The sequence below is a fragment of the Pseudomonas sp. PA-1-6B genome, assembly GCF_021609545.1.
Taxonomy (GTDB): Bacteria; Pseudomonadota; Gammaproteobacteria; order Pseudomonadales; family Pseudomonadaceae; genus Aquipseudomonas; species Aquipseudomonas fluorescens_BV.
On sequence record NZ_WJZM01000013.1, the window covers coordinates 19976 to 46475 of the forward strand.

Annotated in this window: 16 protein-coding genes; 13 read left to right on the forward strand and 3 right to left on the reverse strand. The window is 59.8% G+C overall.

The window, feature by feature from the left end; genetic code table 11:
* Positions 1–23 precede the first annotated feature (23 nt).
* From GIV35_RS08925 to GIV35_RS08945, 5 genes are all read left to right on the forward strand, one after another.
* Entirely contained in the window at positions 24–4628 is a 4605-nt protein-coding gene (locus GIV35_RS08925) for a hypothetical protein (RefSeq protein ID WP_105229000.1), read from the forward strand.
* Positions 4629–4691: 63 nt separating this feature from the next.
* Positions 4692–5684, forward strand: coding sequence for an AraC family transcriptional regulator (locus GIV35_RS08930; RefSeq protein ID WP_105229001.1), 993 nt, complete (start codon positions 4692–4694; stop codon positions 5682–5684).
* A gap of 127 nt (positions 5685–5811) precedes the next feature.
* Entirely contained in the window at positions 5812–6846 is a 1035-nt protein-coding gene (locus GIV35_RS08935) for a histone deacetylase family protein (protein WP_105229002.1), read from the forward strand.
* Positions 6843–7934, forward strand: a complete 1092-nt coding sequence (locus GIV35_RS08940) for a polyamine ABC transporter substrate-binding protein (RefSeq protein WP_236264485.1) — start codon at positions 6843–6845, stop codon at positions 7932–7934. The genes GIV35_RS08935 and GIV35_RS08940 overlap by 4 nt, the downstream gene beginning before the upstream one ends.
* A gap of 115 nt (positions 7935–8049) precedes the next feature.
* Positions 8050–12660, forward strand: a complete 4611-nt coding sequence (locus GIV35_RS08945; RefSeq protein WP_223022934.1) for a dermonecrotic toxin domain-containing protein — start codon at positions 8050–8052, stop codon at positions 12658–12660.
* Positions 12661–12665: 5 nt separating this feature from the next.
* Here GIV35_RS08945 and pdxR read toward each other — a convergent pair whose 3' ends face one another.
* Complete coding sequence (gene pdxR / locus GIV35_RS08950; RefSeq protein WP_236264486.1) at positions 12666–14204, reverse strand: MocR-like pyridoxine biosynthesis transcription factor PdxR; 1539 nt, start codon at positions 14202–14204, stop codon at positions 12666–12668.
* An 87-nt stretch (positions 14205–14291) separates the two neighbouring features.
* Between pdxR and GIV35_RS08955 the strand changes: the two genes are divergently transcribed.
* The 3 genes from GIV35_RS08955 to GIV35_RS08965 are packed head-to-tail and all read left to right on the forward strand — an operon-like array spanning position 14292 to position 16055.
* Positions 14292–14930 carry an FMN-binding negative transcriptional regulator gene (locus GIV35_RS08955; RefSeq protein ID WP_105229006.1) on the forward strand — a complete coding sequence of 213 codons (639 nt, stop codon included), beginning with the start codon at positions 14292–14294 and terminating at the stop codon, positions 14928–14930.
* Positions 14927–15373, forward strand: coding sequence for a GNAT family N-acetyltransferase (locus GIV35_RS08960; RefSeq protein ID WP_213153155.1), 447 nt, complete (start codon positions 14927–14929; stop codon positions 15371–15373). The genes GIV35_RS08955 and GIV35_RS08960 overlap by 4 nt, the downstream gene beginning before the upstream one ends.
* A gap of 10 nt (positions 15374–15383) precedes the next feature.
* Complete coding sequence (locus GIV35_RS08965) at positions 15384–16055, forward strand: GNAT family N-acetyltransferase (RefSeq protein ID WP_236264487.1); 672 nt, start codon at positions 15384–15386, stop codon at positions 16053–16055.
* Positions 16056–16182: 127 nt separating this feature from the next.
* On the opposite strand, the gene GIV35_RS08970 is transcribed toward GIV35_RS08965, so the two are convergent.
* Positions 16183–17085 (reverse strand): homocysteine S-methyltransferase family protein, encoded by a 903-nt coding sequence (locus GIV35_RS08970; RefSeq protein WP_236264488.1) that lies wholly within the window; start codon positions 17083–17085, stop codon positions 16183–16185.
* A 114-nt stretch (positions 17086–17199) separates the two neighbouring features.
* Here GIV35_RS08970 and GIV35_RS08975 point away from each other — a divergent pair, with 114 nt between their 5' ends.
* From GIV35_RS08975 to GIV35_RS08995, 5 genes are all read left to right on the forward strand, one after another.
* Positions 17200–18021, forward strand: a complete 822-nt coding sequence (locus tag GIV35_RS08975; RefSeq protein WP_034129145.1) for an ABC transporter substrate-binding protein — start codon at positions 17200–17202, stop codon at positions 18019–18021.
* Positions 18018–18788, forward strand: a complete 771-nt coding sequence (locus tag GIV35_RS08980; protein ID WP_014720547.1) for an amino acid ABC transporter permease — start codon at positions 18018–18020, stop codon at positions 18786–18788. Before GIV35_RS08975 ends, GIV35_RS08980 begins: the two co-directional genes overlap by 4 nt.
* Before the next feature lie 155 nt (positions 18789–18943).
* Positions 18944–21910 carry an autotransporter outer membrane beta-barrel domain-containing protein gene (locus tag GIV35_RS08985; protein WP_236264489.1) on the forward strand — a complete coding sequence of 989 codons (2967 nt, stop codon included), beginning with the start codon at positions 18944–18946 and terminating at the stop codon, positions 21908–21910.
* Between the two features lie 111 nt (positions 21911–22021).
* Positions 22022–23350, forward strand: a complete 1329-nt coding sequence (locus tag GIV35_RS08990; RefSeq protein ID WP_105229010.1) for an autotransporter outer membrane beta-barrel domain-containing protein — start codon at positions 22022–22024, stop codon at positions 23348–23350.
* 333 nt (positions 23351–23683) lie between these two features.
* A complete protein-coding gene (locus GIV35_RS08995; protein WP_146120428.1) occupies positions 23684–24619 on the forward strand; it encodes a hypothetical protein in 936 nt (311 codons plus the stop codon).
* A gap of 72 nt (positions 24620–24691) precedes the next feature.
* On the opposite strand, the gene oadA is transcribed toward GIV35_RS08995, so the two are convergent.
* Complete coding sequence (oadA, locus tag GIV35_RS09000; protein WP_034129149.1) at positions 24692–26500, reverse strand: sodium-extruding oxaloacetate decarboxylase subunit alpha; 1809 nt, start codon at positions 26498–26500, stop codon at positions 24692–24694.

A 26500-nucleotide genomic window follows, 5' to 3' on the forward strand; every position in this document is an offset into this window, starting at 1 on the left:
CATGGACAAGACAGGGCTGCATCATGACCACTCCAGGCTCCACTTCTCAGGAAGACATTCAGCAAGATAAATTGATCGCTCTGCTGCTTAACGTCGCGCCATCTTTCACCGAGACTGTCCGCGAGCTGCTGCGCCATTCCTTACAAGAGCAGTATCCCGATCTGCATCTGGACCCCGACAACACGTTAATGGGAACCCCGACCTGGGAACTTATCGATGATCAGGTGGTTGCCGGGCAGACTCATTACCAATCCCTCAGCAACCTCCTCGCCAGGCAGTCCGTGACCTGGGTTCCAACCCAGTGCATAGAGGGCGAGCATTTTCTGACCCAGGCGCCAGTGGCAGAACCTGCGGTTCACCTGCCGGTGCGTATTGTAGAAATCGCCAACACAATCAACATCCTGGCCAAGGTCATCCCACGCGCCTACGAGGAGCAGTTAGTCGCGTTCTGGAATCAAAGCAACGGCAACGGCCCTCGTTGGCATACGCTTTCCAGCACACTGCGCGATATCTGGAATGTCCAGCACATCGACGGCTGGACCGACGAAGATTGCGCCCTGGCTCGCAGCTTGTTCTATGCCCCGGACCGAGCGCTTCGCCAGGTCAACGACCGATTCCAGAGCCGCGCCTATCTGATTGATGTCGACCTGGTCAGAGGCGCGACAACTGAGCACACAGACCTGGTATTCAACGCCGTGCTCGTGGGGAAGTCGCAAGGGCAGACCCGAATCCTGAGCTATTCAATGGACAGCGGCTACGAGAAATTCGAGTCCATGGAGCAGCTGGGGGCGTCCTTGTCGATTCAATTGAAGGGCAGCGAAGCTTTTGATCGCCTGCAATGGCGTCTCTATGAACCGGATGACAATTATTTCGATCGCTTGGCTTTGCGACTGATCGCCCTGCAGCTTCAAGGCAACCGTGACACAACCACGGCCCGCACACCTGCTACAGCGGTAAGCGTACTCCCCGAGACTATGACGCAGCCTGATCGCAACGGCCCCGGACTGGATTGGTACCAGACGACATTGCCGGACTGGCTGACCAGCGCCTCCGTCACCGACCAAACCCTCTACTCGCGGCACCTCAAGGACCTGGCCGCCGTGCACAGCCTCAATGCCGGCAAGACCTATCAGGACGACATACCTGCCATCGAGCAATACGCGCTGGACCGCCTGAAAGCAGAGATTGAAAACGACCATCCAGAGTTTCAGCACCTGGCGCTGGAAAAATTGAGCATTCAGGTCGAAAGCCAGGTGGTGTGGGGATTGTTCACCGTACCTGGCCAAATCGAAACCACCACCTTCAGCCTTGCCGAACTTGCCCTGCAAAACTTGATTGCGCTGCCTGTCGGCAACAAATCCCTGCTGGCCGACACACGGCAATCCATTCCGACATGGCTGACCGTGGACTACATTGAAACCCTCATCAAGCGCATCAATATCGGCACCACCTACCCGGCCTTGATTCGCAGCAAACTGGTCGATGACTCAATGGAGTCGAGCAAACGCAAGGCTCTGTACAACCAGCATCTGCGTGTGCAGTTGCCGATGCTGGCCCTGCAACACAAGATTCGCCACGAGGCCGGTATTGATGAGCGCGGCTACCGCTATGTCGCTGCAGTGCTGCAGGCAGAGACCAGCGACCGTAACGTCGATGGGCAAGCCATTGTCATACGACGCCTGAGTTTCAACCCGCAACGCCGAACCACCAATGCCCACGATGTAGTGAGCAATATGTATGTGATCGGTCCGCAGCGTGTCGAGGCCGGCCCATGCCTGTTGTATCGTCCGCTGTTCGAGCCGGTGCTGATGCAGTTCCCATCGCCAGCTAACCTGCTGTATACAATCACCCAGTCAGCCACGCTGCGCGATTCGGTGGTCGCCTGGCTGCCGGACTCGATACGCGATGACTACAGCCAATATGTATTCCCCGGTGCTCTGCCCTCACCGTGGGCCATCGCCGATGCTCTGGTGGAGCCTGACAAACTCTGGACCTACAGCGGCCCGATGAGCCTTGGCGAAGACGTGCTCAATGGCGACCTCTTCAACACATTATTCGATAGCAATGCCAACGCACTGATAGAGCTGGCAGACCGCCAATCCGTGTCGAACGCGGAAAGCCGTTGGGCCACCTTCAAGAAGGCCGGTTGGCTGATCTTCAATGCGGCTCTGCCCTTCATGGGCCGTATAGCCAACACCGGGGCATGGATCTGGCAGATCGTCGATGACCTGCAAACCTTCGTCGATGCCCAAGCGCATGATGACCAGCCGGCAAAATGGTCGGCCCTGACCGATGTGTTACTCAACTTGGGCATGGCGCTTGCCTTGCACGCGGCCCATCGCGCACACGCTCCTGCCGAAGCGGGCAAGCTCGAGACACAGACACCCGCCCCACCACCGGGTCCCGCCGAGACTACCTTGCAGTTTACCGTGCAACAGTTGCCGGATCTGGAGTCACACGCGCCGCCTCCCAGCCACGCTGAACCATTGAACACCACCGGCGCGATCAAGCGCACCGCTGTCAGCCTGGCCGCGACGCTGGACAGTTACAAAATCGAAAAGCCCACAGGCCTGCAAAATCCCATCACCGAATCCGGTGCTTACCAACACCTGTATCTTCACAAGGAGCATTACTACGCACAGGTTGGGGAACGCTGGTTTGAGGTGACGCTGCAGGATGACAACACGGTTGTCATCATTGACCCCAAGCACACCGATCCCACGGGTTTGTCACTGATTCACAATGCCAAGGGCGAGTGGTTCGTTGACTCCCGGATAAGCCTGAACAGTGGCGGGATCGAACGGGAGGAGCGACAGGCCAGGGATAAAGCGAAGACCAGCGCAAGCGAGCTGCGTGAAAAACTGGAAGCGTTCGAAAAAACCAAAAAAGACGCGCAGCGCGAACTGCAACAAGCCCTGGTAGACATGAACGAAGCGCCAAGCACATCCGCTCAGGCCAAGCGCCACGCGTACCTGGAGAAACTCAGCGGCCAGAGTTCAAGTTATGAAGAGGCACGCCAGCATCTGCTGACCCTGAATGTTTTCACGCAGGTCACTGACTTTCAGCAAAAAGCCCTCGGCTATTTGAAAGCCCAATTGGAGCTCAACGAAGCAAGCATCACCGAAGAACAAACCACCTTCGCGCCAGCACTCAAAAAAGTCCTGGATCAACTCGAAGCCCATGCCTCTTCGCCCCAGACGAGCCATATCGACGACTTCAAGCAACTGGCTGACATGAATCGGCAGATGATTAAACGTCTTGACTACAAACAGTCACGCTTTACCGAGGCTAAGCGCCTGGGCAAAGCCGGCATCGAATTGATCCGCAGCACCAACAGTAAGAACAAGCCACTGGGTTACACCAGCGACGACCTCAAGGCGTTGCAAGTGACGCTGGCGCGCAACCTGTGCCTGGAACCGCAATCCCTCACCACCGAGCCGAGCGCTTGGAAGATGATCGTCGACACGATCGACTACGCCGACATCGCGGTGCAGACCCTGCGCGATACGCTGGAGCAGCGTGGCGAATCGCGCCTGGACGAACGTGTTCAAACGATGAGCAGCCTCGTTGAGCAATTCAAGTTCATCGATGAGCGACTGGAGGACGTGGCCCAGGAGTTCCCCGAGCAGATCATTGCCCAGCCGCTGGCCCAACTGCGTCAATCGCTGCGTGATTTCTCCCGACGCGCCAGCGCGCAATTAGCTCCCCTGCACTTGGCGCTGGAAAAACTCCGGGGCCGACCACTGGGGCCGCCTATGCCGCCCAGACCAGTGAAGAAGTTTATCCGCACGCGCTTCAACGGCGTCCTGATCGGCGAACCTCGCCTCACTAGCGTGGGGCTTGAAGCCGACCTGGTGGATATCCGCTCACCGCTGACAGGCAAAGTCATTGCTACGTTCCACGAGAAGTCAAAGGGCATTTGGGTCCAGCACGTAAGCCCGGATAGATCGCAGGTCTCACGACCCGCAGTCACTATCGATACCAGTCTGCGTCAGGCGCAGACACTGCTGGACACCTTGCCGGCCTTTAAAACGCGTGTAACCGAGCACTCGGACGATACTTCGCGCACCCCCATCGGCGTCGAATATGTACTGCATCAGCATGCGCAATTAATGGAGCAGGCCGTCGATGACATTGACGAGGCCTTGACCAAAATCAATGAGACTGAAAGCACTGAGCACCCTGCAGTCGCCCTGCGACAAAAACTTGAGGAGGCCGCGACAGCCCTTTATGAACAGGCCAATCAGCATCTGCAGAAAATGATCAAGCGACAGCCGCCAACCATGGAAGGTGTTGAATGGCTCAAAAATCATGACCTGATCAAAATCAAAAGAACCGTAAAACGGCGCCGACTCAAAAGCAGTATCAAGGATTACCTGGATGAGTACACCCTCACCGACAAGTCCACCAAGGCGGTGCTCTGGTATGCCCACTTCCACTATCAGGCTCCAGAATCCTCGCTGGAGCGATTTATTTCAGCGCGCCTGAAAACCCCACAAGAACGCGAGCAGGGCAGCGTGTCGGACGATGTAAGCGGGCACACCACCGAACAACAAATAGCCTTCTATCGCAGTAGCATCAGCCTGACGCAGGCGCAGCAGGTGTTTTTCCCCACAGGGCGCGATTGATCGCCTTCTCGCGCAACGGCACATAACTTGCTCCAGCCTGGCAACCCCAGGCTGGAATCGATCATGCTGCATTCACACCTGACGACCCTCAACGCTGTCTCGCTGATACTCGACACCTTCAAGCCTGACGGCATACCCAGCGAAACCCTGCTGGCCGGCAGTGGTATCGGCAGTGCCGACCTGAGCCGCGCCGACACGCGTATTACCACGCAGCAGGAATTGCGTGTGTGCGCCAACGCGGTGGCGTTGCGCCAGGATATCGGGCTGGAGCTGGGCCGGCGCATGCATGTGTCGTCCTACGGGATGCTCGGTTATGCCTTGCTCACCAGTGCCACCTTCGGTGACGCTTTGCGCTTGGCCCTACGTTACCCGGCGCTGTTGGGAACACTTTTTGAGCTGAGCCTTGAAGAAGACGGGGAACGCGTGTGGTTCACGGCCAGCGATTACCGTGAGGACCTGGCCCTGACCGCATTCAATGTCGAGTTTTGCCTGGTCTCGCTGAACGTCATTTGCAACGACCTGCTCGGCCGGCGCCTGCCCTTGCTCGGTGCGCGTCTGGCCTATAGCGCGCCGCAATACCGCGCACGCTACGTCGAGTATTTCGACTGCGCGCTGCAATTTGACGCCGGCAGCCACGCTTTTGCCTTCGACCGACGCTGGCTCGATCAACCACTGCCCCTGGCCGATGCGGTCACTCACTGCGCCATGATCGAGCGTTGCCGCAAACAGAACGCCGAATTCACCGGCCGTCAGGTTTGGCTGGACCGGGTACGGCAATTACTCGCGGCGCAGTTGACTGCCGCCCCTGGTCTGGAGGGGCTCGCCGAGCAGATGAACTGTTCGGCACGCACCCTGCGCCGACATCTGCATGATCTGGGCTGCAGCTACCAGGAGTTGCTCGATGAACTGCGCTTTGAACGCGCCAAGCAGCTGCTGGGCAATGATGAGCTGCCGATCTACCGCATTGCCGAGCAACTGGGCTTCAGCGAGACCGCGAGCTTCCGACATGCTTTCGTGCGCTGGAGCGGTGTGGCGCCGAGCCAATTCAGGCCGTGAGCAAGGGCGAATAACGGACAAACACTTTGGCCATATTGATCCCCTTTTGGCCGTTTCTGCCGTTCTCCAAACCCATGACTGCCGCAACACTGCAAGGCATCCCACCCTGCGCTCGGAGAACAACAACATGCTGACGATCTATTCGGACGATCATCATCTGCATCACGGCCGTTGTGAACTGATGGACGGGCAATTGATGCCCTGTTTTGAGATGCCTTCGCGCGCCGATCATGTGCTGCAACGGGTCAGGGAACGCGAGCTGGGCCCGGTGCAGGCGCCCGAGGACTTTGGCCTTGCGCCGGTGCAACGCATCCACAGCGCTGACTACCTGGCCTTCTTCAAAGGTGCGTGGGAGCGCTGGACCGAATTCGGCCAGAACGGCGACTTGCTGCCTTATACCTGGCCTGCGCGAACCCTGCGTCGTGTGTTGCCTACCAGCCTGCACGGTCAGTTGGGCTATTACAGCTTCGACGGTGGCGCGCCGATCACCGCCGGCACCTGGCAAGCCGCCTACAGCGCAGCGCAAGTGGCACTCACAGCGCAACAAGCGATCCAGCGCGGCGCACGCAGTGCCTTTGCCCTGTGTCGCCCGCCTGGGCATCACGCAGCCAGCGACTTGATGGGCGGGTATTGCTACCTCAATAACGCGGCCATCGCGGCGCAGGCATTTCTCGATCAGGGCCAGAAGAAAGTCGCGATCCTTGACGTGGACTATCACCATGGCAACGGTACGCAATCGATTTTCTACGCGCGCAGCGATGTGCTGTTCACCTCCATCCATGGGCATCCCGAGGCGGAGTTTCCGTTCTTCCTCGGCTATGCCGATGAACGGGGCGAAGGCGCCGGTGAAGGCTTCAATTACAACTATCCACTGGCGGCGGGCTCCGGCTGGGAACATTGGAGCGCAGCGTTGGAACAAGCCTGCGATGAGATCGAGCGCTACGCTGCCGACATCGTGGTAGTGTCTCTGGGCGTCGACACCTTCAAGGATGACCCTATCTCGCAGTTCAAACTCGACAGCCCGGACTACCTGGCCATGGGCGCACGCATTGCCCGCCTGGGCAAACCCACGCTGTTCGTGATGGAGGGCGGCTACGCGGTGGAAGAAATCGGCATCAACGCCGTAAACGTTCTTGAAGGTTTTGAGGAAGCAGTCCAATGAACATGCTCAAGTCGCTCGCCCTGTGTGCAGCCCTCGCCAGTGGCGCGGTGCAGGCCGAAGAGAAACCGCTCAAGGTTTACAACTGGTTCGACTACATCACCCCCAAAGCACTTGAGGACTTCAAGACCCAGAATCCGAAGATCAAGTTGGTCTACGACATCTTCGACACCAACGAAGCCCTGGAAGCCAAACTGCTCACCGGCAACTCCGGCTATGACGTGGTGGTGCCGTCCAACGTGTTCCTGGCCAAACAGATCGAAGCCGGCGTGTTCCAGCCCCTGGACCGCAGCCAGTTGCCGAACTGGAACCATCTTGACCCCAAACTGATGAAGCTGATCGAAGCCAACGACCCCGGCAATCAATACGCCGTGCCCTACATGTACGGCACCATCCTGATCGGCTACAACCCAGCCAAGGTCAAGGCGGCCCTGGGCGACAACGCCCCCGTGGACAGCTGGGACCTGATCTTCAAGGAAGAGAACATCAGCAAGCTCAAGCAATGCGGCGTCGCACTGCTGGACTCGCCCTCGGAGATCCTGCCCCTGGCGTTGCAGCACCTGGGCCTGGACCCCAACAGCAGCAACCCCAAGGACTACGACAAGGCCGAAGCGCTGTTGATGAAGATCCGCCCGTACATCACCTACTTTCACTCTTCCAAATACATGGCGGACATCGCCAATGGCGATATCTGTGTCGCGGTGGGTTATTCCGGCAGTTTCTCCCAGGCCGCCAACCGTGCCAAAGAGGCAAAAAACGGCGTCACCGTGGACATGCGCCTGCCCAAAGAGGGCGCGCCGATCTGGTTCGACATGCTCGCCATCCCCAAGGGCGCGCAAAACCCACAGGACGCCTATACCTTTATCAACTACTTGCTACAGCCCGAGGTCATTGCGCCCATCAGCGATTTTGTCGGCTATCCCAACCCTAACAAGGATGCGACCGAACGGGTCGATCCGACCATTCGCAACAACCCCAACCTTTACCCGACCGAAGCGGCGATGGCGACGCTGTATACGTTAAAGCCTCTGGGGCGTGATGCGGAGCGCGCCAGGACCAGAGCCTGGACCAAGATCAAATCCGGCACGTGAAACACTGGCGGGCGTAGATGCGCCTCGACGTATCTACCGCCCTCGACGCAACACAGCTCGCTACTTTGCTCATTTGCGAAGCCCGTCCGGGCCATCGAATGCAGAGGAGCTGCACATGCCCAATGACACCGCTAATAACCACCGTCCGCCCAGTACCTATGAACTGCTTACCCAGTTAACCACTGGCCCCACCGCCCGGGAAGTTGCCGCCACCACCCTGCGCTCTGCACTCAAAGAGTTGTATCCCAACCTGAATATCGACCCCGATCTGGCCGTGGTAGTCAGCCCTCAATGGGAGGTGGTCGGGAACGCCGTCGAGCGCGCGCCGGCTGCTGTGGAATCGCTCACCTCAGTGCTTGCTCATCAGGCACTGTCCAGCGACAGGGTGACCTACCTCGACGGTCAACACTTCCTCACGCTACAACCCAACGCTACGGCTCCTGTACACCTCGCGGTGAAAATCGATGCCATTGCACGTTTGATCAACGAGTTATCCGACCTGCTGTTCGCCGCGTTCCAGGAGCAGCAGCTGGACTTCTGGAACGCGTCCAACGGCGCCGCCGGCCCACGCTGGCAGGCCTTCTCCAGCGCGTTGAGAAACGTGTGGAACATCACCGAAGAGCAAGGTCTGGATGAGCACGAATGCGCCATGGCCCGCACGGTTTTTCAGGAGCCCGACCGAGCCAGGCGTTCGCTGAAAGACCCCTATAAAAGCCATGCCTACCTGGTTGACGTGGATATTCTTGAAGATGGCCAATCTACCCACCTCTACTTCCTGGACCTTTCCGTATTGGTGGGCGAACACGAGAACCGCCCGATAGTGCTGACGCACTCGCTTGTGAGCGGGTATGAGACGTTCGAGTCATTGGACCAGTTCGGTGCTTCGCTGCCGGCAAGGCTGAATGCACCAGAGCAGGACGCTACCTTGCAATGGCGCTTGTACGAGCCTGATGGCAACTTCTTCGATGCGCTGGCCTGCACACTGATCTCGCTGCAAATCCAGGTCATTGGCAGCCTCGGCGGGGCCGGCCTGCAGGATCAGCCGCGCGCCCCAACTGTCGCCCGCATCGTGCCGAGCATCGAAGAGATGAGCGATCACCAGTTGTCGAATATTCGCCAGATTCACCAACAACTCCCGGACTGGCTGACCTCGGCGACGGACTCCGATACCGCCGCCTACAGCCGCTATATGATCGACCTGGCCCAACTGCACACCCATTACCACGGCGAAACATTCCAGGACGGCATTCCGTCTATTCGTGACTATGCCCGGACTCAGTTGCACAGCCATATCCGCGTCCCGGAAAAGGGCGTGAGTCTGAATTTGGATAAGGTCGAGGTTGTGATTGAAAGCCCGGTTCTGTGGGGCACATTTGTCATTCCGGGTGCCGTCGACATCACTCGTCGTGACCTGATCGACCTGGCCCTGGAAAACCTTACCGGCTTGCCTACCGGCAACGCGACCGTGCACTACAACGGCAAGGACAACGGTGTACCCACCTGGCTGACTTACCGCTTTCTGAAAGACGTCATAGAAGACATTGATATAGGCCAGAACTACCCAGCCCTGGTCAAACAAAAACTGCTCGATGATCCGCAGCAATCGCGCCATCGACAGCAGATCTACACCCGCCACCTTCAGGTGCAACTGCCACTGCTGGCCTTGCAGATGAAAATCCGCGGCCAGGGCGGCATCGATGAACGCGGTTACCGCTACATCGCCGCGGTGATGCACAACGAAGAACAGGAGCGCAAAGTAGATGGGCAGCCCATTGTCATTCGCTGCCTGGCCTTTGTGCCCACCTTGCGCCCCGGCCATGAGCAAGACGTGGTCGCCAATATGTTCGTGATCAGCCCGAGGCATTCCGACGCCGGCCCCTGCGTGCTTTATCGGCCCCTGCTCGAACCGACGCTGATGCAATTTGCATCGCGGCAAAACCTGCTGTACGCCATCAAACATGACCGTACCTTACGCGAGTCAGTGCTGGCCTGGCTGCCCGACGCGCAACGCTTCAACTATGCACAATATGTGTTCCCCGACACCCTTCCCTCGCCCTGGACCGTGGTGCGCGCACTGGTCGAGCCGCTTACCGTGCTGTACATGAGCGGCCCCGTGACGCTGACCAACGAAGAAATAGGCAATGACGCGTTAGCGACGCTGTTCAAGGCCAATGCCAATGCCATGGTCGAATTGGCAACACGCCAGTCGGTATCCAACGTACAGAAACGGTGGGCGACCTTTCGACATGCAGGTTGGCAAATATTCAGTGCCGCGCTGCCGTTCATGGGCCGCACCCTGGGAGTCGCCGCCTGGATCTGGCAAATCATGGACGACCTGCAAGCTGCCGAGGAGGCCGTGAACAAGGATGACCACTCAACGGCCTGGACTGCGTTGGTGGATGTATTCCTCAACCTGGGAATGGCGCTGACTCTGCATATAGCCCTGCGCCATCCGCGTCCTCGAAAGCAGTTCGATGCGGCCAGGATTGAGCCTGAATCCGAACAAACGACAATCGAAACGGTGAGCAAACCGCCGGTTGCCGAGAAAAAATATACCTGCGTGCAGCAACCGGATATTCCCGACAATCAACTACCTGCCAAGCATGAAGGTGCCGTACACACGCGCGGCGCCCTGAGCCATAGTCGCCTGGGACTGGCCAGAACACTCGACAGTTTTAATGTTGCCAAACCCGATAAGCTTGGCGAGCAAAATAAAACCCCCGGCCGCCACCTCAATCTCTATCCACTCGCGGATCGGTGGTTTGCACCCGTTGGTGAGCGCTGGTTCGAAGTCATCGTGGATGACAACGACAGTGTCATTATCATCGACTCCAAATCTCCCTTGCGTACAGGCCCGCCGCTGATCGGCAACCTGGCGGGCCAGTGGTTTGTCGACATCCGCCTGCGACTGCGCGGCGGCGGTCTTAGAAACCGCCGGCGGGCGGTCAAGGTCGATCAGCCTGCGCGCATTGCAGCACTCAAGAGCCAGCTCAACGCCTTTGACGCCGTCGCCGCCAGTCAACAATTGGACGTGCTTGAATCAAAGCCCGCGCTGGACGCTACCCCGGGGCCGTCCACGGACCTGCAGCGTACAGCGTTCATCGATAAGGTCGACAGGCGGCTGGCGGCGTACGACGAAGCGATCAGCCAGCTGAAGTCCTTGAGCATCATCGACACGGTACCCACCTACCAGAGCAACATGAGCGGTTACCTGAAACAACAGGTGCAACTGACACAGATAGCCATGGAGCAACAGGTGAAGAGCTACGAGAAAGCCTTGAAGGCGTCGTTGCCGGTTCTTGATGCCGAGGTAGACATTGACTATAAAAACCAGGCAAAAATCGCAAAAACCCTGTCCACTCAGAACCTTGGCATCATCAGGCGGCTGGAATTCATCAACGACCGCTTCAACGAACTTAAAACCCTGGGAGATGAAGGCGCGGCTATCATTCGTAAAACCATGCGAGAGTTGCCGCAGCTCACGCTCATTGAACTCAAATCTCTCGAGATTGGCTTGGGCCGTTACTTGTGTATCGATGAGACGCAAAGCCAGGTTCCAGCCACCGTGCGAGAGCGAATGGGCCAGATCGTCGATTCAGCCGAAATCAACGTTGAAAGTTTCAGTGAGATTATTGAACGCGGTAATGGCGCCTCGCTGGATAATCGTATCGAGGTGCTCAACAGCCTCGTTGAGCAATTTTCCAGCGCCGACCAACGCCTGCTGGATCTGCATGCCGATTACCCGCAGCACTTGCTCAAACCCCGCCTCGAACGTTTTCGCCTGCAAATAAGCGAGTTCAGCCAACGGGCCATCCACGACCTGGCCTACCTCCTGCGAGAGAAAAAAGCCCAGCAGCCCAAGCCCAGCAGCTCCAGGGCCGAGCCCGGCCCGAGGCGTAAAGTGATCAAGACACGTCATCACGGCTTGGTGATGGGTGAGCCCCGCGAAGCAGACAGTTCGTTGGTCGACGTCAAGGCACACATGACCGGCAAGGTGCTCGCCACGTTTCATGAGAAGGCACCGGGAGTCTGGGTTAAACGGCAGGAAGCCCCATCGCAGCCAAGCGCACCGGTAGCTGTGGATCTGGACACCAGCATCAACGCGGGGCAAGCGCTATTGGATGGCGAACAAGCTGAAACCCGTAAATACCAGGGTTTCTCCAGGAAACCCTGGCATGCGCCGCAGGATATTCAAGACATGTTCGATGATCATGCAAAGACGCTGGAAAAAGCCTCAAACGATATCGAAGAAGCCCTGACCGAGCGCAATCTTACTGAAAGCGATCACGCTTCTGCCGCCTCAACCAAGCGCCAGCTCAACGACGCGGCGCAACGCCTCTATCGGCTGGGTAAAAAACACTACATCGACATGATCAAGCATCAAGCGCCAACCGCCGAACGGGTTGACTGGCTCAACAGCCAAGGGTTGATCCGCATCGTCAAGGTCATCAGCCGCCGCCCCCTCAAGGGGCCCAAAAAGGACTATCTGGACGAGTACGAGATTCGCGACAAAGAAAACGGCACTGTGCTGTGGTACGCGCACTTTCACTATGAAACAAAAGATGCCGCGCTGGAAAACTTCACCAAGGATCACCTCAAGACCCGCGAGCAACAACGTCTAGGCGGTGCCTATCAGCGCACCGGCCCCAGTGACTGGGACATGATTGAAATCCATCGCAGCAGCATCGGCGCCCAACTGGCCCAGTCGCTGTTCTTCAACACCTGATCGGCTTATGGCAGCCAAGCCACACGCAAACGCTCCAGCGCCTGCGCAATGCCCGACTCAGGCACGGCAGCAAACCCCAGCACCAGGCCGGCGCGTTGATCCGGCGGTGTGCTGGAGTCTGGCAGCCAATAGGTGCTCAAGCCGTTGATCTCTACACCGACTGCATGAGCTTGCTTTAGCAATTGATGCTCGCGGGACACGCTGTCGACACGCACCGTCAAGTGCAGTCCCGCTGCAACGTTGGGCAATGGGCCAACACCGGGCAATGCCTCTGACCATCCAGCCAACAAGGCATTGCGACGGCTCAACGCAGCACGGCGCATCCGGCGAATGTGGCGCTGGAAGTGCCCCGCCGCCATGAACTCGGCCATCACCGCCTGGGTGCTGACTTCGGAGTGACGCACGTCCACCGCGCGGCGCCGGGTGAAGGCTTGCACCAGGCCCGGTGGCAACACCAGGTAACCCAGGCGCAACGCCGGGAACGCCACCTTGCCGAAGGTGCCCACGTACAGCACGCGGCTACTGCGATCCAGCGCGGCCAATGGTGACAGCGGCGCGCCGCTGTAGCGGTACTCGCCGTCGTAATCGTCCTCCACGATCCAGCCGCCTGAACGCTCGGCCCAGGCCAGCAATTCCAGGCGGCGTGCCAGGCTCATCACCACGCCCAGCGGATACTGATGGGAAGGCGTGACATACGCCACGCGGCAATCATTGAGGGTACTGAGCACCTGGCAATCCATGCCCTCACCGTCCACCGGCACGCCGTGCAGTCGCCCCCCGGCCAAAGCGAATGCATGGCCGGCCGCGCGATAGCCAGGGTTTTCCACCGCCACGCCATCCCCAGGCTCCACCAGCAACTGTGCACAAAGGCTGATGGCCTGCTGTGCGCCGCTGGTGATCACAATTTGTTCAGCCGTGCATTGCATGCCACGCGAGCTGCGCAGGTACGCGGCGATCAAACCGCGCAGGCGGCCATCACCTGCCGGGTCGCCATAGCACAGCTGTTCCAGGTCGGGTTTGCGCCAGAACGCCCCATTCAGCTTGGCCCATACCTCAAACGGGAACAGATCGAAGGCGGGTACGCCCACGCGAAATGCCCGAGGCGGTCCCAACGGCGGCTGAGGCAGGTGGTGGTCTTTTACCCGCGCCAACCCGGCACTGTGGATAACTTCGTCATCCAAATCCTCGGGTAAATTCGCCCATTTTGTGGATAACCCTGGGGATAAGCCTGTTGACAACCCTGTGGATACTTTTGTGGATAGTTTTTGGGGCATCGGCAATTGGGCAACATAGGTGCCATCACCCACCCGGCTCTCGATAAACCCTTCGGCATACAACTGGTCGTAGGCGCGCACCACGCTGTTGCGGGAAATCGACAAGGCTGTCGCCAAATCTCGGGTTGCGGGCAACCGCGTGCCGCTGACCAATCGCCCATCCAATACCCGCTGACGCAGGGCCTCATAAAGCTGGCGCGTGAGGCCCTGGCGGCGGTCCAGCTCGATACCGGCGGGGTTGAAGGACAGCGGTGGCGAAACAGGCGGCATATTGGACCTATGAAAATAGCGCTAGATGGCTCTTACAACGAACCAATAGCCTGCCTAGGATGCAGGCATTCGCCAAGGAAAATCTCCATGTACACACCCCGCGCCTTTGCTCTCGATGACTTGCCCGAAATCCAGCAACTGATCCAGCACACCCGTCTGGCGCAGTTGGTAACCATGGGTGAAAACGGCCTGCAGGCCAGCCACTTGCCCTTGCTGCTCAACCCCGATGAAGGGCCCAACGGCACGCTGTACGGTCACTTGGCCAAGGCCAACCCGCAATGGCGCGAGCTGCAAAATGGCGGTGAAGCGCTGGTGATCTTCGCCGGTGCCGACGCCTATATCAGCCCGGCGTTTTACCCCGCCAAGGCCGAGCACGGCAAAGTGGTCCCGACCTGGAACTACATCGCCGTGCACGCCTATGGCACGCCTGCGGTATTTAGCGACGCCGAGCGCTTGCTCAAGGTGGTCACCGCCCTCACCGACCGCCATGAAAGCGGCCGCGCCCAACCCTGGCGTGTCAGCGACGCACCGGCGGACTACATTGACGGCATGCTCAAGGCCATTGTCGGCTTTGCCCTGCCGATCGAACGCCTGGTGGGCAAACGCAAACTCAGCCAGAACCGCAGCGCCGCCGACATGGCCGGTGTACGTGACGGCCTGGCCGCCAGTGCCGATGTACGTGACCAGACCCTCGCCCGCTTTATTCCCCAAGGAGTTTCAGAATGAGCTTGATCGACATTCGCCAGGTCACAGCCGCCGACCAAGCCGCCTGGCTGCCGCTATGGCAGGCCTACTTGGCGTTCTACAACACCGAACTGCCGGACACCGTCAGCCAAAGCACCTGGCAACGCCTGATCGACCCCAGCGAGCCGACCCATTCGGCACTGGCCTGGCAGGACGGCAAGGCGGTGGGCATGGTCAACTTCATCTACCATCGCTCCAACTGGAGCATCGAGAACTCCTGCTACCTGCAGGACTTGCTGGTTGACCCGGCCCAACGTGGCACGGGCGTGGGGCGCCAATTGATTGAGTTCGTCTACGCCACCGCCAAGGCCGATGGCTGCTGCAAGGTGCACTGGTTGACCCATGAGACCAACGCCACGGCGATCCAGCTTTATGAGCGCATCGCCGAACGCCCAGGCTTCATCCAATTTCGTAAAGGTCTTTAAGGAGCACAGCATGATCAATTCCCTCGCTGATTGGAGAGGCGTCCCGGCGCCGACTGCGCAACTGCTTGAAGGGCGTTTTATCCACCTGGAAAAGCTCGACCCGGCGCGCCATGCCGATCAACTGTGGCAGGCCCTTGACGGCCCAGGGGCCGACCCGAAGCTGTGGGATTACTTGCCCTACGGCCCGTTCACCGAGCGCAGTGCCTTCGACACCTGGTTGAACAACCACGCCGCTCACAGCGACCCGTACTTTTTTAGCGTGGTCGACCGTGCGACGGGCCAGGTTCAGGGCATCCTCAGCCTGATGTCCATCGTCCCGGCGCAAGGCCGTATCGAAATCGGCCACGTCACCTTCGGCGCACCCATGCAGCGCTCGCCGAAAAGCACCGAAGCGGTGTACCTGCTGGCAAAGTATGCGTTCGAGCAGGGCTACCGTCGGCTGGAGTGGAAGTGCAACAACGGCAACGCGCGGTCCAAGTACGCAGCCGAGCGCTTGGGGTTCAGTTTTGAAGGGGTGTTCCGCCAGCACATGGTGGTCAAGGGGCAGAACCGCGATACGGCGTGGTATTCGATCCTGGATTCGGAATGGCCGAAGGTCGGTGCCGGGTTTGAGGCGTGGTTGTCGGAGGCGAACCAGAGTGGTTCGGGCCAGTTGAAGACACTCACCGAGTGTCGGGGTTAATACTCACATGTGTGGGAGCTGGCTTGCCTGCGATACAGACACCTCGGTGTATCAGGCAAAACCAGTTGATGCCATCGCAGGCAAGCCAGCTCCCACATTGGAGGGTGGCGACTCTCCGAACTTAGGCTCAGCCAGCCAACTTCTGGGCCAGCACCGCAATATGCTCCGGTCCGATGCCGCAGCATCCACCCAGATGGCTGGCGCCGCGCGCTTGCCAATCCGCCGCCCACTGCAAGTAGCCGGGTGGGTCGAGGTCGTCGCGCAACGGGTCCAGACCATCGTTGGCCGTGGCCTCCTTGGGTTGCGGTGGGAAGGCGTTGGCGTAGGCGCCGATCTGAATCGCTACACCCAATCGTTCGAAAGTTTTCCGCGCCGCATCAATGGCCGCGCCGATCACTTCCGGCTGGCTGCAGTTGAACAGCAATACCTGCACGCCCAGTTGCGCCGCCGCCTCGGCTGCGTCCGCCACTGGTTCGCCGGAGCGCAGGCGCGGCACCTCGTCGGTGTCTTCGTCTTTCAAGGTAAACGACAGCCAGAACGGCTTGCCATCCTTAGGCAGCACGGCATGGATCGCCCACGCTTCAGCGATCGAGCTCTGGGTTTCCGCCAGCCACAGATCGACATGCGGGGCCAGGCCGTTCACCAAGGGAGTGAGCAACTCACTGACGCGCTCGGCCTGGAACAGATCTGGGCGATAAGAGCCAAACAGCGGCGGCAGTGAGCCGGCTACCTGCACGGCTTTACCGGAGGCCTGCACCGCCCGTCGCGCCAACTCACCGGCCAGGGCGGCGAGCGCCTGCCCTTCTTGGGCAAACCGCGCTTCGCCAATGTGGAACGGCACCACCGCGTAACTGTTGCTGGTGATCACATTGGCGCCGCTGTCGATGTAGGCCGCGTGCACCGCCTCCACCGCTTGCGGCGCTTCGCTCAAGGCCAGTGCCGACCATTCCGGCTGACGGAACGGCGCGCCACGGCGTTGCAGTTCACGGCCCATGCCACCATCGAGAATTACTGTGCTTACTGCGCCCATATGCTTTTTACTCATATGCTTATGAAAATAACTCACTATGAGAGTCGTTCTTATAACTATTTAATGCGTACCGTTCGGTTAATAACAACCTCTTTTTTATTCAGGTGTTCGATTTTGAAATTCAGACCGCTGTTGGCCCTGGGCCTGACGATGTTGGCTGCCTCAACCCAAGCCTTTGGCGGTGCCACGCTGGATCGTGTCGAGCAGAAGAAAGAGCTGGTCGGCGTGCTGATGGAAAGCTATCCGCCGTTTTCATTTCTCAATGACCAGAATCAGCTCGACGGTTTCGACGTGGACGTGGCCAAGGCCGTGGCGCAAAAACTGGGCGTGAAGTTGCGCCTGGAAACCCCGTCCTGGGACGTGATCGCCGCCGGCCGCTGGAGCGGGCGCTACGACATTTGCATCTGCTCCATGACCCCAAGCAAGGCACGCGCCGAGGTGTTCGACTTCCCGGTGGAGTACTACGCCTCACCCGCCGTGATCGTGGTCAATGCCAAGGACGATCGCATCCACGAAGCGAAGGACCTGAGCGGCAAGAAAGTCGGCCTCACCAGCGCCTCGAGCTACGAAAGCTACCTGAACAAGAACCTGGTGATCGAAGGCGCCGAAGACACGCAGTTGCAGTACCCGTTCGAGGAGGTGCAGATCGCCCCGTACGACACCGACAACGTGGCGTTCCAGGATCTGGGCCTGGGCGCTGGCGTGCGCCTGGATGCGATCCTCACCAACCTGGTCACCGCGCAGCCGCGCCTGACCCAGGACAAGCGTTTCAAGCTCGCCGGTGCGCCGCTGTACTCGGAGCCCAACTCGGTGGCCATCGAGAAAGGCGACCCGCAGTGGGACAGCAAAGTGCGTGAGGTCTTCGCCCAGCTCAAGCAGGACGGCACCTTGAGCGCGCTGTCGCAAAAATGGATCGGCGCCGATATAAGCCGATGAGTTTTCGCCTACGGCTTTACCTGACCTGGGCGGCGCTGTTCGCCCTGTTTGCGAGTTTTTTCCTGAGCTTTGACCTGAAGTTCTCGATCATCCTCGACAAGCTGCCCAACCTGGTCGGCCTGCACCTTGCGCCCAACGGCTTCCTGCAAGGCGCGGCGCTGACGCTGTTCTTGTGTCTGTGCGCCATTGTCGCGTCGTCGGTGCTGGGCTTTATCACCGCGTTGGGGCGCCTGTCCAAAAGTGCCGTGGCGTTCGGCATCGCCAGTTTCTACGCCTCGTTCTTTCGCGGCACGCCGCTGCTGATCCAGATCCTGTTGATCTACCTGGGCCTGCCGCAATTGGGGCTGGTGCCAGGCGCCATCGTCGCCGGGATCATCGCGTTGTCACTGAATTACGGCGCCTACCTGAGCGAGATTTTCCGCGCCGGCATCCTCGGTGTGCCCCATGGTCAACGCGAGGCTGCGCTGGCCCTGGGCATGCGCGACAGGGCGATCTTCTGGCACGTGACGCTGCCCCAGGCCATGCGCACCATCATCCCGCCGGCCACCAACCAGTTCATCTCGATGCTCAAGGATTCGTCGCTGATCTCGGTGATGGGCGTGTGGGAAGTGATGTTTCTGGCGCAGTCCTATGGCCGCTCAAGCTACCGCTATATCGAGATGCTCACGACGGCGGCGATCATTTATTGGGTGATGTCCCTGGGGCTCGAATTGATCCAGGCGCGGATGGAGCGGCATTTCGGCAAGGGCTACGTGCGGCGCGGTTGACGTGCAGAATGTGCAATATATTGCAGCGCTCAGGCTGAATAGGCTCAAGGATCTGCAATAGATTGCATATTCATTGTCGTCATCTTTTCGACACATTCCTGCAACTCCCCTCCGCTATACAGGTCGACTCGCTTGCCATAACAAGGTCGCCCAGCATGCCCCCGTCTCCTCAACGCTTCGCGCTCACCATCACCCTGTTGGCCAGCGGCGGTTTCATCGAAGCAGCCGCAGCCAAAACCCTGCAGATCGACACGCCTACCACCCAGGGGCAAACCTTGGGGGGCAGTGATACGTTGACCACGTCGGCGCCTGGCAGCATTAGAACCTCTGGGGTGGCGGTGACGCTCAAGGACGGCACCCGCGGTGCGGGGGTGGTGGTGACGAACGCGGGCAAGCTGGTCTCCAGTGGCGGTCGGGGTATCGACAGTTCGGGGAGTGTCAGCGGGGAGCGCAGGTACAGCATTTACAACCTTGCCGGCGGGGTGATCCAAGGCGCCAATGATGCGTTGCGCATCAACAGTAACGTTGCCAGCGGCAGCGTGCTGATCGACAACAGCGGCACCATTCGCTCGGCCACCGGCCAAGGGCTGGACCTGGATGCGCTGCGCAGCAGCAACGTCACCACCACCATCATCAACCGTGCCGGTGGTTTGATTCACGGGGAGGCCAGCGACGGCATGAAGACCGGCGCCAACGCCTCTATCACTAACTACGGCGAGATTTCCACCGGCAACACCTTCTCCCGCGATGACAAGTTCGATGGCGTGGACATCGACTCCGCCAGCGGCGTGACGATCACCAATTACGGCCTGATTTCCGGTGGCCGCCATGGCATCACCACGGACGAGGGTGCCGCGCTGACCAACTACGGCACCGTGATCGGCCGCAACGGCTCAGGCTTTGGTTCCGATGGCGACGGCACTGTGATCAACCACGGCACCATCACCGGCGCGTTCTCCGGGCTGCAACCGGATGGCGACGGTGACGGCGTGGACATCGACAAGATCGCCCATATCGAAAACTACGGCGTCATCCAGGGCGTCGGTGCCGGGGGTGTCGACAAGAACGGCTTCGCCAACGGCAGCGAAGGGATCGCCCTGGGCGGTGGCGCTATCTACAACGCCAGGGGCGCGCTGATCAGTGGTGCCAACAATGCCATCCTGGTGGACGACGGCAGCGACGGGCCCGGGCTTGCGACTACCACCCTGGAGAACCACGGCACGATTCAGGGCCTGGATGGCTTTGGCGTGAAGTTCGTCGGCAACTACGCCGACACGGTCATCAACAGCGGCACGATCAGCGCCAGCAATGGCTTGGCCCTGGACTTGGGCGGCGGTGACGATCACCTGATCTTGCGCAATGGCAGCCGCTTTATCGGCACGGTAGACGGCGGCAGCGGTTACGACCGACTGACCCTGGACGACGTCGCAGGGGGTAGTTTTAGCGACAGCCGCAACCTTGAATGGCTGGAGGTCAAGCAAGGCACCTGGACGTTGACCGGCCAGGGTGACTTCAGCGACGGCGGCAAGATTTCCAGCGGTGCCAAGCTGGTCAACCAAGGCGGCATTGCCGGTAATGTGACGGTCGATGCAGGCGGTGTGTATGCCGGTGGCGGCTCGGTGGGCAGCCTGCTGGTGAACGGCACCCTGCAGACCAACACCGCTTTGGGTACCGCCAGCATCAGCCGTGACTTGCGCATGGGCAGCGGCTCGACCCTCGCCTATGGCGTCGACGCCGACGGCAGTAGCGCACCGATCAAGGTCGGCGGCATCGCTTACCTTAATGGCGCGACCCTGGCGGTCAACCCCGGCGAAGGCACCTACCCGTGGCAAAGCCATTACAGCGTGCTGCAAGCCGGCAGCATCAACGGCACGTTTGGCAAGGTTACCAGCGACTACGCCTTCCTGACCCCAACCCTGGACTACAGCGCCACTCAGGTCGGCCTCACGTACACACGTAACGACATCGCCTTCAACCAGTTCGCCAGAACCGCCAACGGTGCCAGCGCCGCCAGCAGCCTGGCGGGCCTGGGCACGAACAATCCGCTGTACAACGCCCTGCTCAATACCACCACCGCCACGGCCGGTGCAGCCATCGAACAACTGGCGGGTAGCAGCACTGCGAGCCTCACCAGCGCCACCCTCAATGCCAGTGCTCAAGTGGGCAACAGCATGCTCGCCGCCATGCACCAGGTGGGTGGCGGTGCGGGACTGCTGGTGGGGCTGGACGGCAAAAACACGCCCGCACTGGCGGCCACCGGGGTACCCGCCGAGGTGCGCAACCTCAATGACCCGAACGCCCGCGGCCGCCTGTGGCTGCAAGGTATCGGCAGCTACGGCAAGCTCGACGGCGAGCACGGCAGTAACGGTTTGACCCAACGCACCAAGGGCACAGTGCTCGGTGCCGATTGGGCGCTGGACGGCGACTGGCGCCTGGGTGTGCTGGGGGGTTATTCCAAGACCGACCTGGACACCGCCGGTGTGGACGGCAGCGTCGACAGCTGGCACGCCGGCGTCTATGCCCTGCGCCAGAGTGGCGCACTGGCCTTGCGCCTGGGTGCTGCCTACAGCGGGCACCAAGGCGACAGTAAACGCACGGTGGCCTTCAGCGGTTTTAACGACCGCCCCAAAGGCGACTATGACGCCAACAGTCAGCAGGCTTTTGCTGAACTGGGATACGCCCTTGGCGCAGGGCGCTTGAGCGCAGAGCCGTTCGCCAACCTCGGCTACCAGCGCTACCAGCGCGACGGCTATAACGAAAAAGGCGGCGCCGCTGCGTTACACGTCAAGGGCCAGACCCAGGACAACTTCAGCAGCACCTTCGGCCTGCGCCTGGCGCATCTGAGCCAGCTGGACAACGGCGTCAGCCTCACACCCCGCGCCAGCGTTGGCTGGAAGCACACCTATGGCGATGTCGACAGCACCACCGGCCAGGCCTTCCTGGCCGGGGGCACGGCGTTCAATGTGCAAGGCAGCGCCCTGGATCGGGACAGCCTGTTGCTGGAAGCGGGCCTGGACCTTGGCTTATCCGCCCGCCATCGCCTGGGCCTGGGCTATACAGGCGAAGTGGGCAGCAACAGCCGCAACCATGCGCTGACCGGCCAATGGCAGATGAGTTTTTAATCGCACCGTACTAGAGACAACTCCCGCAAATCAGGGGTCGATGGCCTGACAGTTATCCCCCCCTCACCTCGCCTAAATTCCCGGCCTCATTAATCAAGAGGTTGGGACTGCATGCCATTCACCTTACAGCGACTCGTGCTCGTCATGTCCTTCGGGCTGGCCGCCAGCAGCATTCAATTTGCCCAAGCGCAGGGAAGCGTGGAACACGTGTTCGATCGGTCCGGGATCACAGACCTGACCGGGTCAATCAATCGTGACGGCGTCTTGCATCGCCTTTCGACAGACGCCCCCGTCGATTTTTACCTGGCCGAACACACAAACACTCGCAACGGCCAGCGCCTGGCGCTGGCCGTGGACGCGGCGGTCAAATCGCTACTTGAATCAGACAAACTCACCCCCTGGGACAGGTACGAACTGGGCAATATCGGCGAATACCTCAATAACCTCGCACCGGGGAAGGTCGCTCAGGCCCTCGAACAACTCGCGGGCAGCCAGAATGCCAACCTTGCCGCAGCCACCCAAATGAGCACGCAACAGGTCAGCGACACGCTGCTCTCGGTCCTGCGCGACCTGCCAGCAAACGTCGCAGACGACGCCGATGGCCGCATCTGGGTAAAAGGCCTCAGCCACAACGGCAAACTTGACGGCCAATATGGCAGCGTCGGGTTGCAGCAAAGCACCAAGGGCGTTGTTCTGGGCGCCGACTGGGCAGTCGACCACGCTTGGCGTGCCGGTGTGGTGGGAGGTAAATCCGAAAGCGAGTTTGAGCACAAGCGTTTCAAAGCAGCACTCGACAGCTGGCATCTGGGCGCATACGCCGTACGCCAGGACGGCCCGCTGGCTCTGCGCCTGGGTGCCATCTACAGCAACCATGACGGGCAAAACAAACGCGGTGTCGATATCGACTTCTTGGGTTATCGCGAGCAACTCAAAGGCAAATACACGGCCCAAAGCCAAACCGTGTTTGGCGAAATGGGCTACCAGCTGGGCAAGGATACGTTAAGCGTCGAGCCGTTCGCAGGCCTGGGGTACCAGCGCTACCATCGTGAAGGCTTCAAGGAAAAAGGCGGCTTTGCGGCGTTGAATGTCGGTGCGCAAACCCAGCAAAACCTCAGCAGCACCCTGGGGCTTCGCTTGGGCAGCCTTTATCGTTTTGATAACAACATGAGCCTGTCCCCGCATTTGAGCACCCACTGGAAGCACCTCTACGGCGACGTGCAAAGCAGCGTGAAGCAATCTTCTCGACTGATTGACCTGACCGGAGAAAAGAGTGACTTCACCGTCGATGGCGTCTCGCTGAACCGCGACAGCCTGGCCCTGCGCACGGGGTTGGACATAGGCCTTTCTGCTCACCAGGCAGTGAGCGTCGCGTACACCGCTGAGGTCGGCAGTAACAGCCGTAACCATGGGCTGGTAGGCGAATGGAAGATGGGGTTTTAAGACAGCAACTGAGGAAACTTCACGCTCAAGCCGGTTATAACGCCTGACATTAAGCCGGTGATTGTGCTCGCTACACTCCGGCCTCCTACACCGAAGAGGCCGGAAACCATGATCTCGCCATTCTCGTTTATCCCGTCCATGGGCATGCTGTTTGCCCATGGCACCCAGTCCCTCGCCGCTGCCGTCACCCCGGCCACACCATCGCAACCACCTGTACACCCGCCAGCAACGTCTGGCGAGCTCAAGACTGCCCATAGCCAACCGTCCAATGGCTTGCTCAATACCCATACCATCAAACTCATGACTACCCCAGGCTCAGCGAGCAGTCACGGTATGAATATCGATCACTTGGCCAAACTGACCCAAAGCGACGCCAACCTGGCTAACCCCCACCTCATGACAGCCGTTGAAATCGTCAACAGCCCGGATGTACAGATCAAGGCGCCTGTTCATGGCTTGGTCAGCTCCGGGCTCACCTCCGTCTGGCTGGATAACCGAGGGGGCATCACCGGTGCAACAGGCACGGGTGTGAAGCTGGACGGAAATAAAGCCGATGAAGTGACCAATCAGGGCGTTATCACCGGCGGCAACGGCGTAGCCCTCGACATGGGAGGCGGTGACGATCTGTTGATTATCAAGAAAGGCAGCCGTTTCAACGGCGAAGTGGATGGGGGCAGTGGCACCAATCAGGTGATTCTCGACGATGCTGAAGGAGGGACTTTTGAAGGGGCGACAAGAATGCAGCATCTGTGGGTCGGCAAAGGCTCCTGGGAACTGACCGGTGCACTGCACGCCAACCGACAAGGCAAGGTGTACAGCGACGCGACGTTGATCAACCGTAGTGGGATCAAGGGCACAATGGATATCGAGCCGGGCGCGAGCTACTCCGGCGGTAACGTCGACAATCTTAACGTAGCCGGCACCCTGCTGCTCGATCCCACGATCACTGCACGGACAAGAATCACCAATGATCTGAATCTGAAACCAGGATCGAGCGTGAATTTCAAAATCGGCGTGGATCAGCAGCACTCCGTGCTGAACGTCGGCAACACATTAACGTTGGGGAACCCCACCCTGCACCTTGACGTACAGCCAGAGAGCGACGAGTTGCTCAAGCGCCAGCTACCCATCGCCAAAGCAAGCACCATCGATGGGAGGTTCGGCGCCATCAGCAGTAACCTGACCACCCTGGAACCTGAATTGATCTACACCCCGAAGGGCATTTTTGTCGAATTCAAACGCAAGGAGAGCCCGGCAATCACCGCCTGATGGTCAAAAAATCAGCAAAAAAAGGGGGCACATGCCCCCCGAGGTTTAAGCGGTAGTTGGAAGGCTGAGTAATCAGCCTTCGATCTCAATCAGGATTTCCCCAGGGTTCACCCGGTCGCCTTTGGCCACATGAACAGCGGCGACCTTACCGGCAATCGCTGCCTGCACTTCGGTCTCCATCTTCATGGCTTCGGTAATCAACACGGCCTGGCCGGCCTTGACCACGTCGCCGACCTTGACCAGCACATCGACGATATTGCCCGGCATCGCCGTGCTGACATGGCCCGGTTCGGTCGCGTGCTTGCGCTTGCTGCCGCCGCTGCTGACAAATTCGTTTAGCGGCTCGAACACCACTTCTTCCGGCATACCGTCGATGGACAGGTAGAAGTGACGCTTGCCTTCGGCCTTTACACCGACACCGGTGATATCCACACGGTAGCTTTCGCCGTGCACGTCGATAACGAATTCGGTCGGTACACCTTCACCGCCAGCACGGGCCACGCCGCCCGCTTCCGGGATCGGCAACAACACTTCAGGGGCCAGGGTGCCGGCGTCGCGTTCTTCGAGGAACTTGCGCCCGATGTCCGGGAACATGGCGTAGGTCAGCACGTCTTCTTCGGACTTGGCCAATGCACCGATTTCGCCGCGCAGCTTGGTCATTTCCGGCTTGAGCAAATCCGCCGGGCGCACGTCGATCACGTCTTCGCTGCCGATGGCCTGGCGGCGCAGTTTTTCGTTCACCGTGCCCGGCGCCTTGCCGTAACCGCCTTGCAGGTAGAGCTTCACTTCGTTGGTGATGGTTTTGTAGCGCTCGCCGGCCAATACGTTGAAGAACGCCTGGGTGCCGACGATCTGCGAGGTCGGGGTTACCAATGGCGGGAAGCCGAGGTCTTCACGCACTCGTGGAATCTCGGCCAGCACTTCGCTCATGCGGTTGAGGGCGCCCTGCTCTTTGAGCTGGTTGGCCAGGTTGGAGATCATCCCGCCCGGCACCTGGTTGACTTGCACACGGGTGTCGACGGCGGTGAATTCGCTCTCGAACTGGTGGTACTTCTTGCGCACGGCGTAGAAGTACAGGCCGATCTCTTGCAGCAGTTCCAGGTCGAGGCCGGTGTCGAACTCGCTGCCTTTAAGGGCTGCGACCATCGACTCGGTGCCCGGATGGCTGGTGCCCCAGGCAAAGCTGGAGATGGCCGTATCGATGTGGTCGGCACCGTTTTCGATGGCCTTGAGTTGGCACATCGCGGCCAGGCCGGCGGTGTCGTGTGAATGGATAAAGATCGGCAGGTTCTGCTCGGCTTTGAGTGCCTTGACCAGTTCGCCAGTGGCGTAGGGCGTGAGCAGGCCGGCCATGTCCTTGATCGCGATGGAGTCGCAGCCCATGGCTTCCAATTGCTTGGCCTGGGCCACGAACGCTTCCACGGTATGCACTGGGCTGGTGGTGTAGGCGATGGTGCCTTGTGCATGTTTGCCAGCGGCTTTCACCGCTTCAATGGCCACGCGCAGGTTACGCACGTCGTTCATTGCATCGAAAATGCGGAACACGTCGATACCGTTGACCGCCGCCTTGGCCACGAAGGCTTTGACCACGTCGTCGCTGTAATGGCGGTAGCCCAGCAGGTTCTGGCCGCGCAGCAGCATTTGCAGGCGCGTATTGGGCAGTGCGGCGCGCAGTTGGCGCAGGCGCTCCCACGGGTCTTCCTTGAGGAAGCGCACACAGGCGTCGAAGGTCGCGCCGCCCCAGACTTCCAGGGACCAGTAGCCGACTTTGTCGAGCTTGTCGCAGATCGGCAGCATGTCGTCGGTGCGCATGCGGGTGGCCAGCAACGATTGGTGGGCGTCGCGCAGGATGGTGTCGGTTACGAAGATCTTCTTGCTCAT

What these genes read in the sequence shown, in the direction of transcription:
- GIV35_RS08925 (WP_105229000.1), top strand. Translation starts at nt 24, where the DNA reads ATGACCACTCCAGGCTCCACTTCTCAGGAAGACATTCAGCAAGATAAA.
- GIV35_RS08930 (WP_105229001.1), top strand. Translation starts at nt 4,692, where the DNA reads ATGCTGCATTCACACCTGACGACCCTCAACGCTGTCTCGCTGATACTC.
- GIV35_RS08935 (WP_105229002.1), top strand. Translation starts at nt 5,812, where the DNA reads ATGCTGACGATCTATTCGGACGATCATCATCTGCATCACGGCCGTTGT.
- GIV35_RS08940 (WP_236264485.1), top strand. Translation starts at nt 6,843, where the DNA reads ATGAACATGCTCAAGTCGCTCGCCCTGTGTGCAGCCCTCGCCAGTGGC.
- GIV35_RS08945 (WP_223022934.1), top strand. Translation starts at nt 8,050, where the DNA reads ATGCCCAATGACACCGCTAATAACCACCGTCCGCCCAGTACCTATGAA.
- pdxR (WP_236264486.1), bottom strand. Translation starts at nt 14,204, where the DNA reads ATGCCGCCTGTTTCGCCACCGCTGTCCTTCAACCCCGCCGGTATCGAG.
- GIV35_RS08955 (WP_105229006.1), top strand. Translation starts at nt 14,292, where the DNA reads ATGTACACACCCCGCGCCTTTGCTCTCGATGACTTGCCCGAAATCCAG.
- GIV35_RS08960 (WP_213153155.1), top strand. Translation starts at nt 14,927, where the DNA reads ATGAGCTTGATCGACATTCGCCAGGTCACAGCCGCCGACCAAGCCGCC.
- GIV35_RS08965 (WP_236264487.1), top strand. Translation starts at nt 15,384, where the DNA reads ATGATCAATTCCCTCGCTGATTGGAGAGGCGTCCCGGCGCCGACTGCG.
- GIV35_RS08970 (WP_236264488.1), bottom strand. Translation starts at nt 17,085, where the DNA reads ATGGGCGCAGTAAGCACAGTAATTCTCGATGGTGGCATGGGCCGTGAA.
- GIV35_RS08980 (WP_014720547.1), top strand. Translation starts at nt 18,018, where the DNA reads ATGAGTTTTCGCCTACGGCTTTACCTGACCTGGGCGGCGCTGTTCGCC.
- GIV35_RS08985 (WP_236264489.1), top strand. Translation starts at nt 18,944, where the DNA reads ATGCCCCCGTCTCCTCAACGCTTCGCGCTCACCATCACCCTGTTGGCC.
- GIV35_RS08990 (WP_105229010.1), top strand. Translation starts at nt 22,022, where the DNA reads ATGCCATTCACCTTACAGCGACTCGTGCTCGTCATGTCCTTCGGGCTG.
- GIV35_RS08995 (WP_146120428.1), top strand. Translation starts at nt 23,684, where the DNA reads ATGAATATCGATCACTTGGCCAAACTGACCCAAAGCGACGCCAACCTG.
- oadA (WP_034129149.1), bottom strand. Translation starts at nt 26,500, where the DNA reads ATGAGCAAGAAGATCTTCGTAACCGACACCATCCTGCGCGACGCCCAC.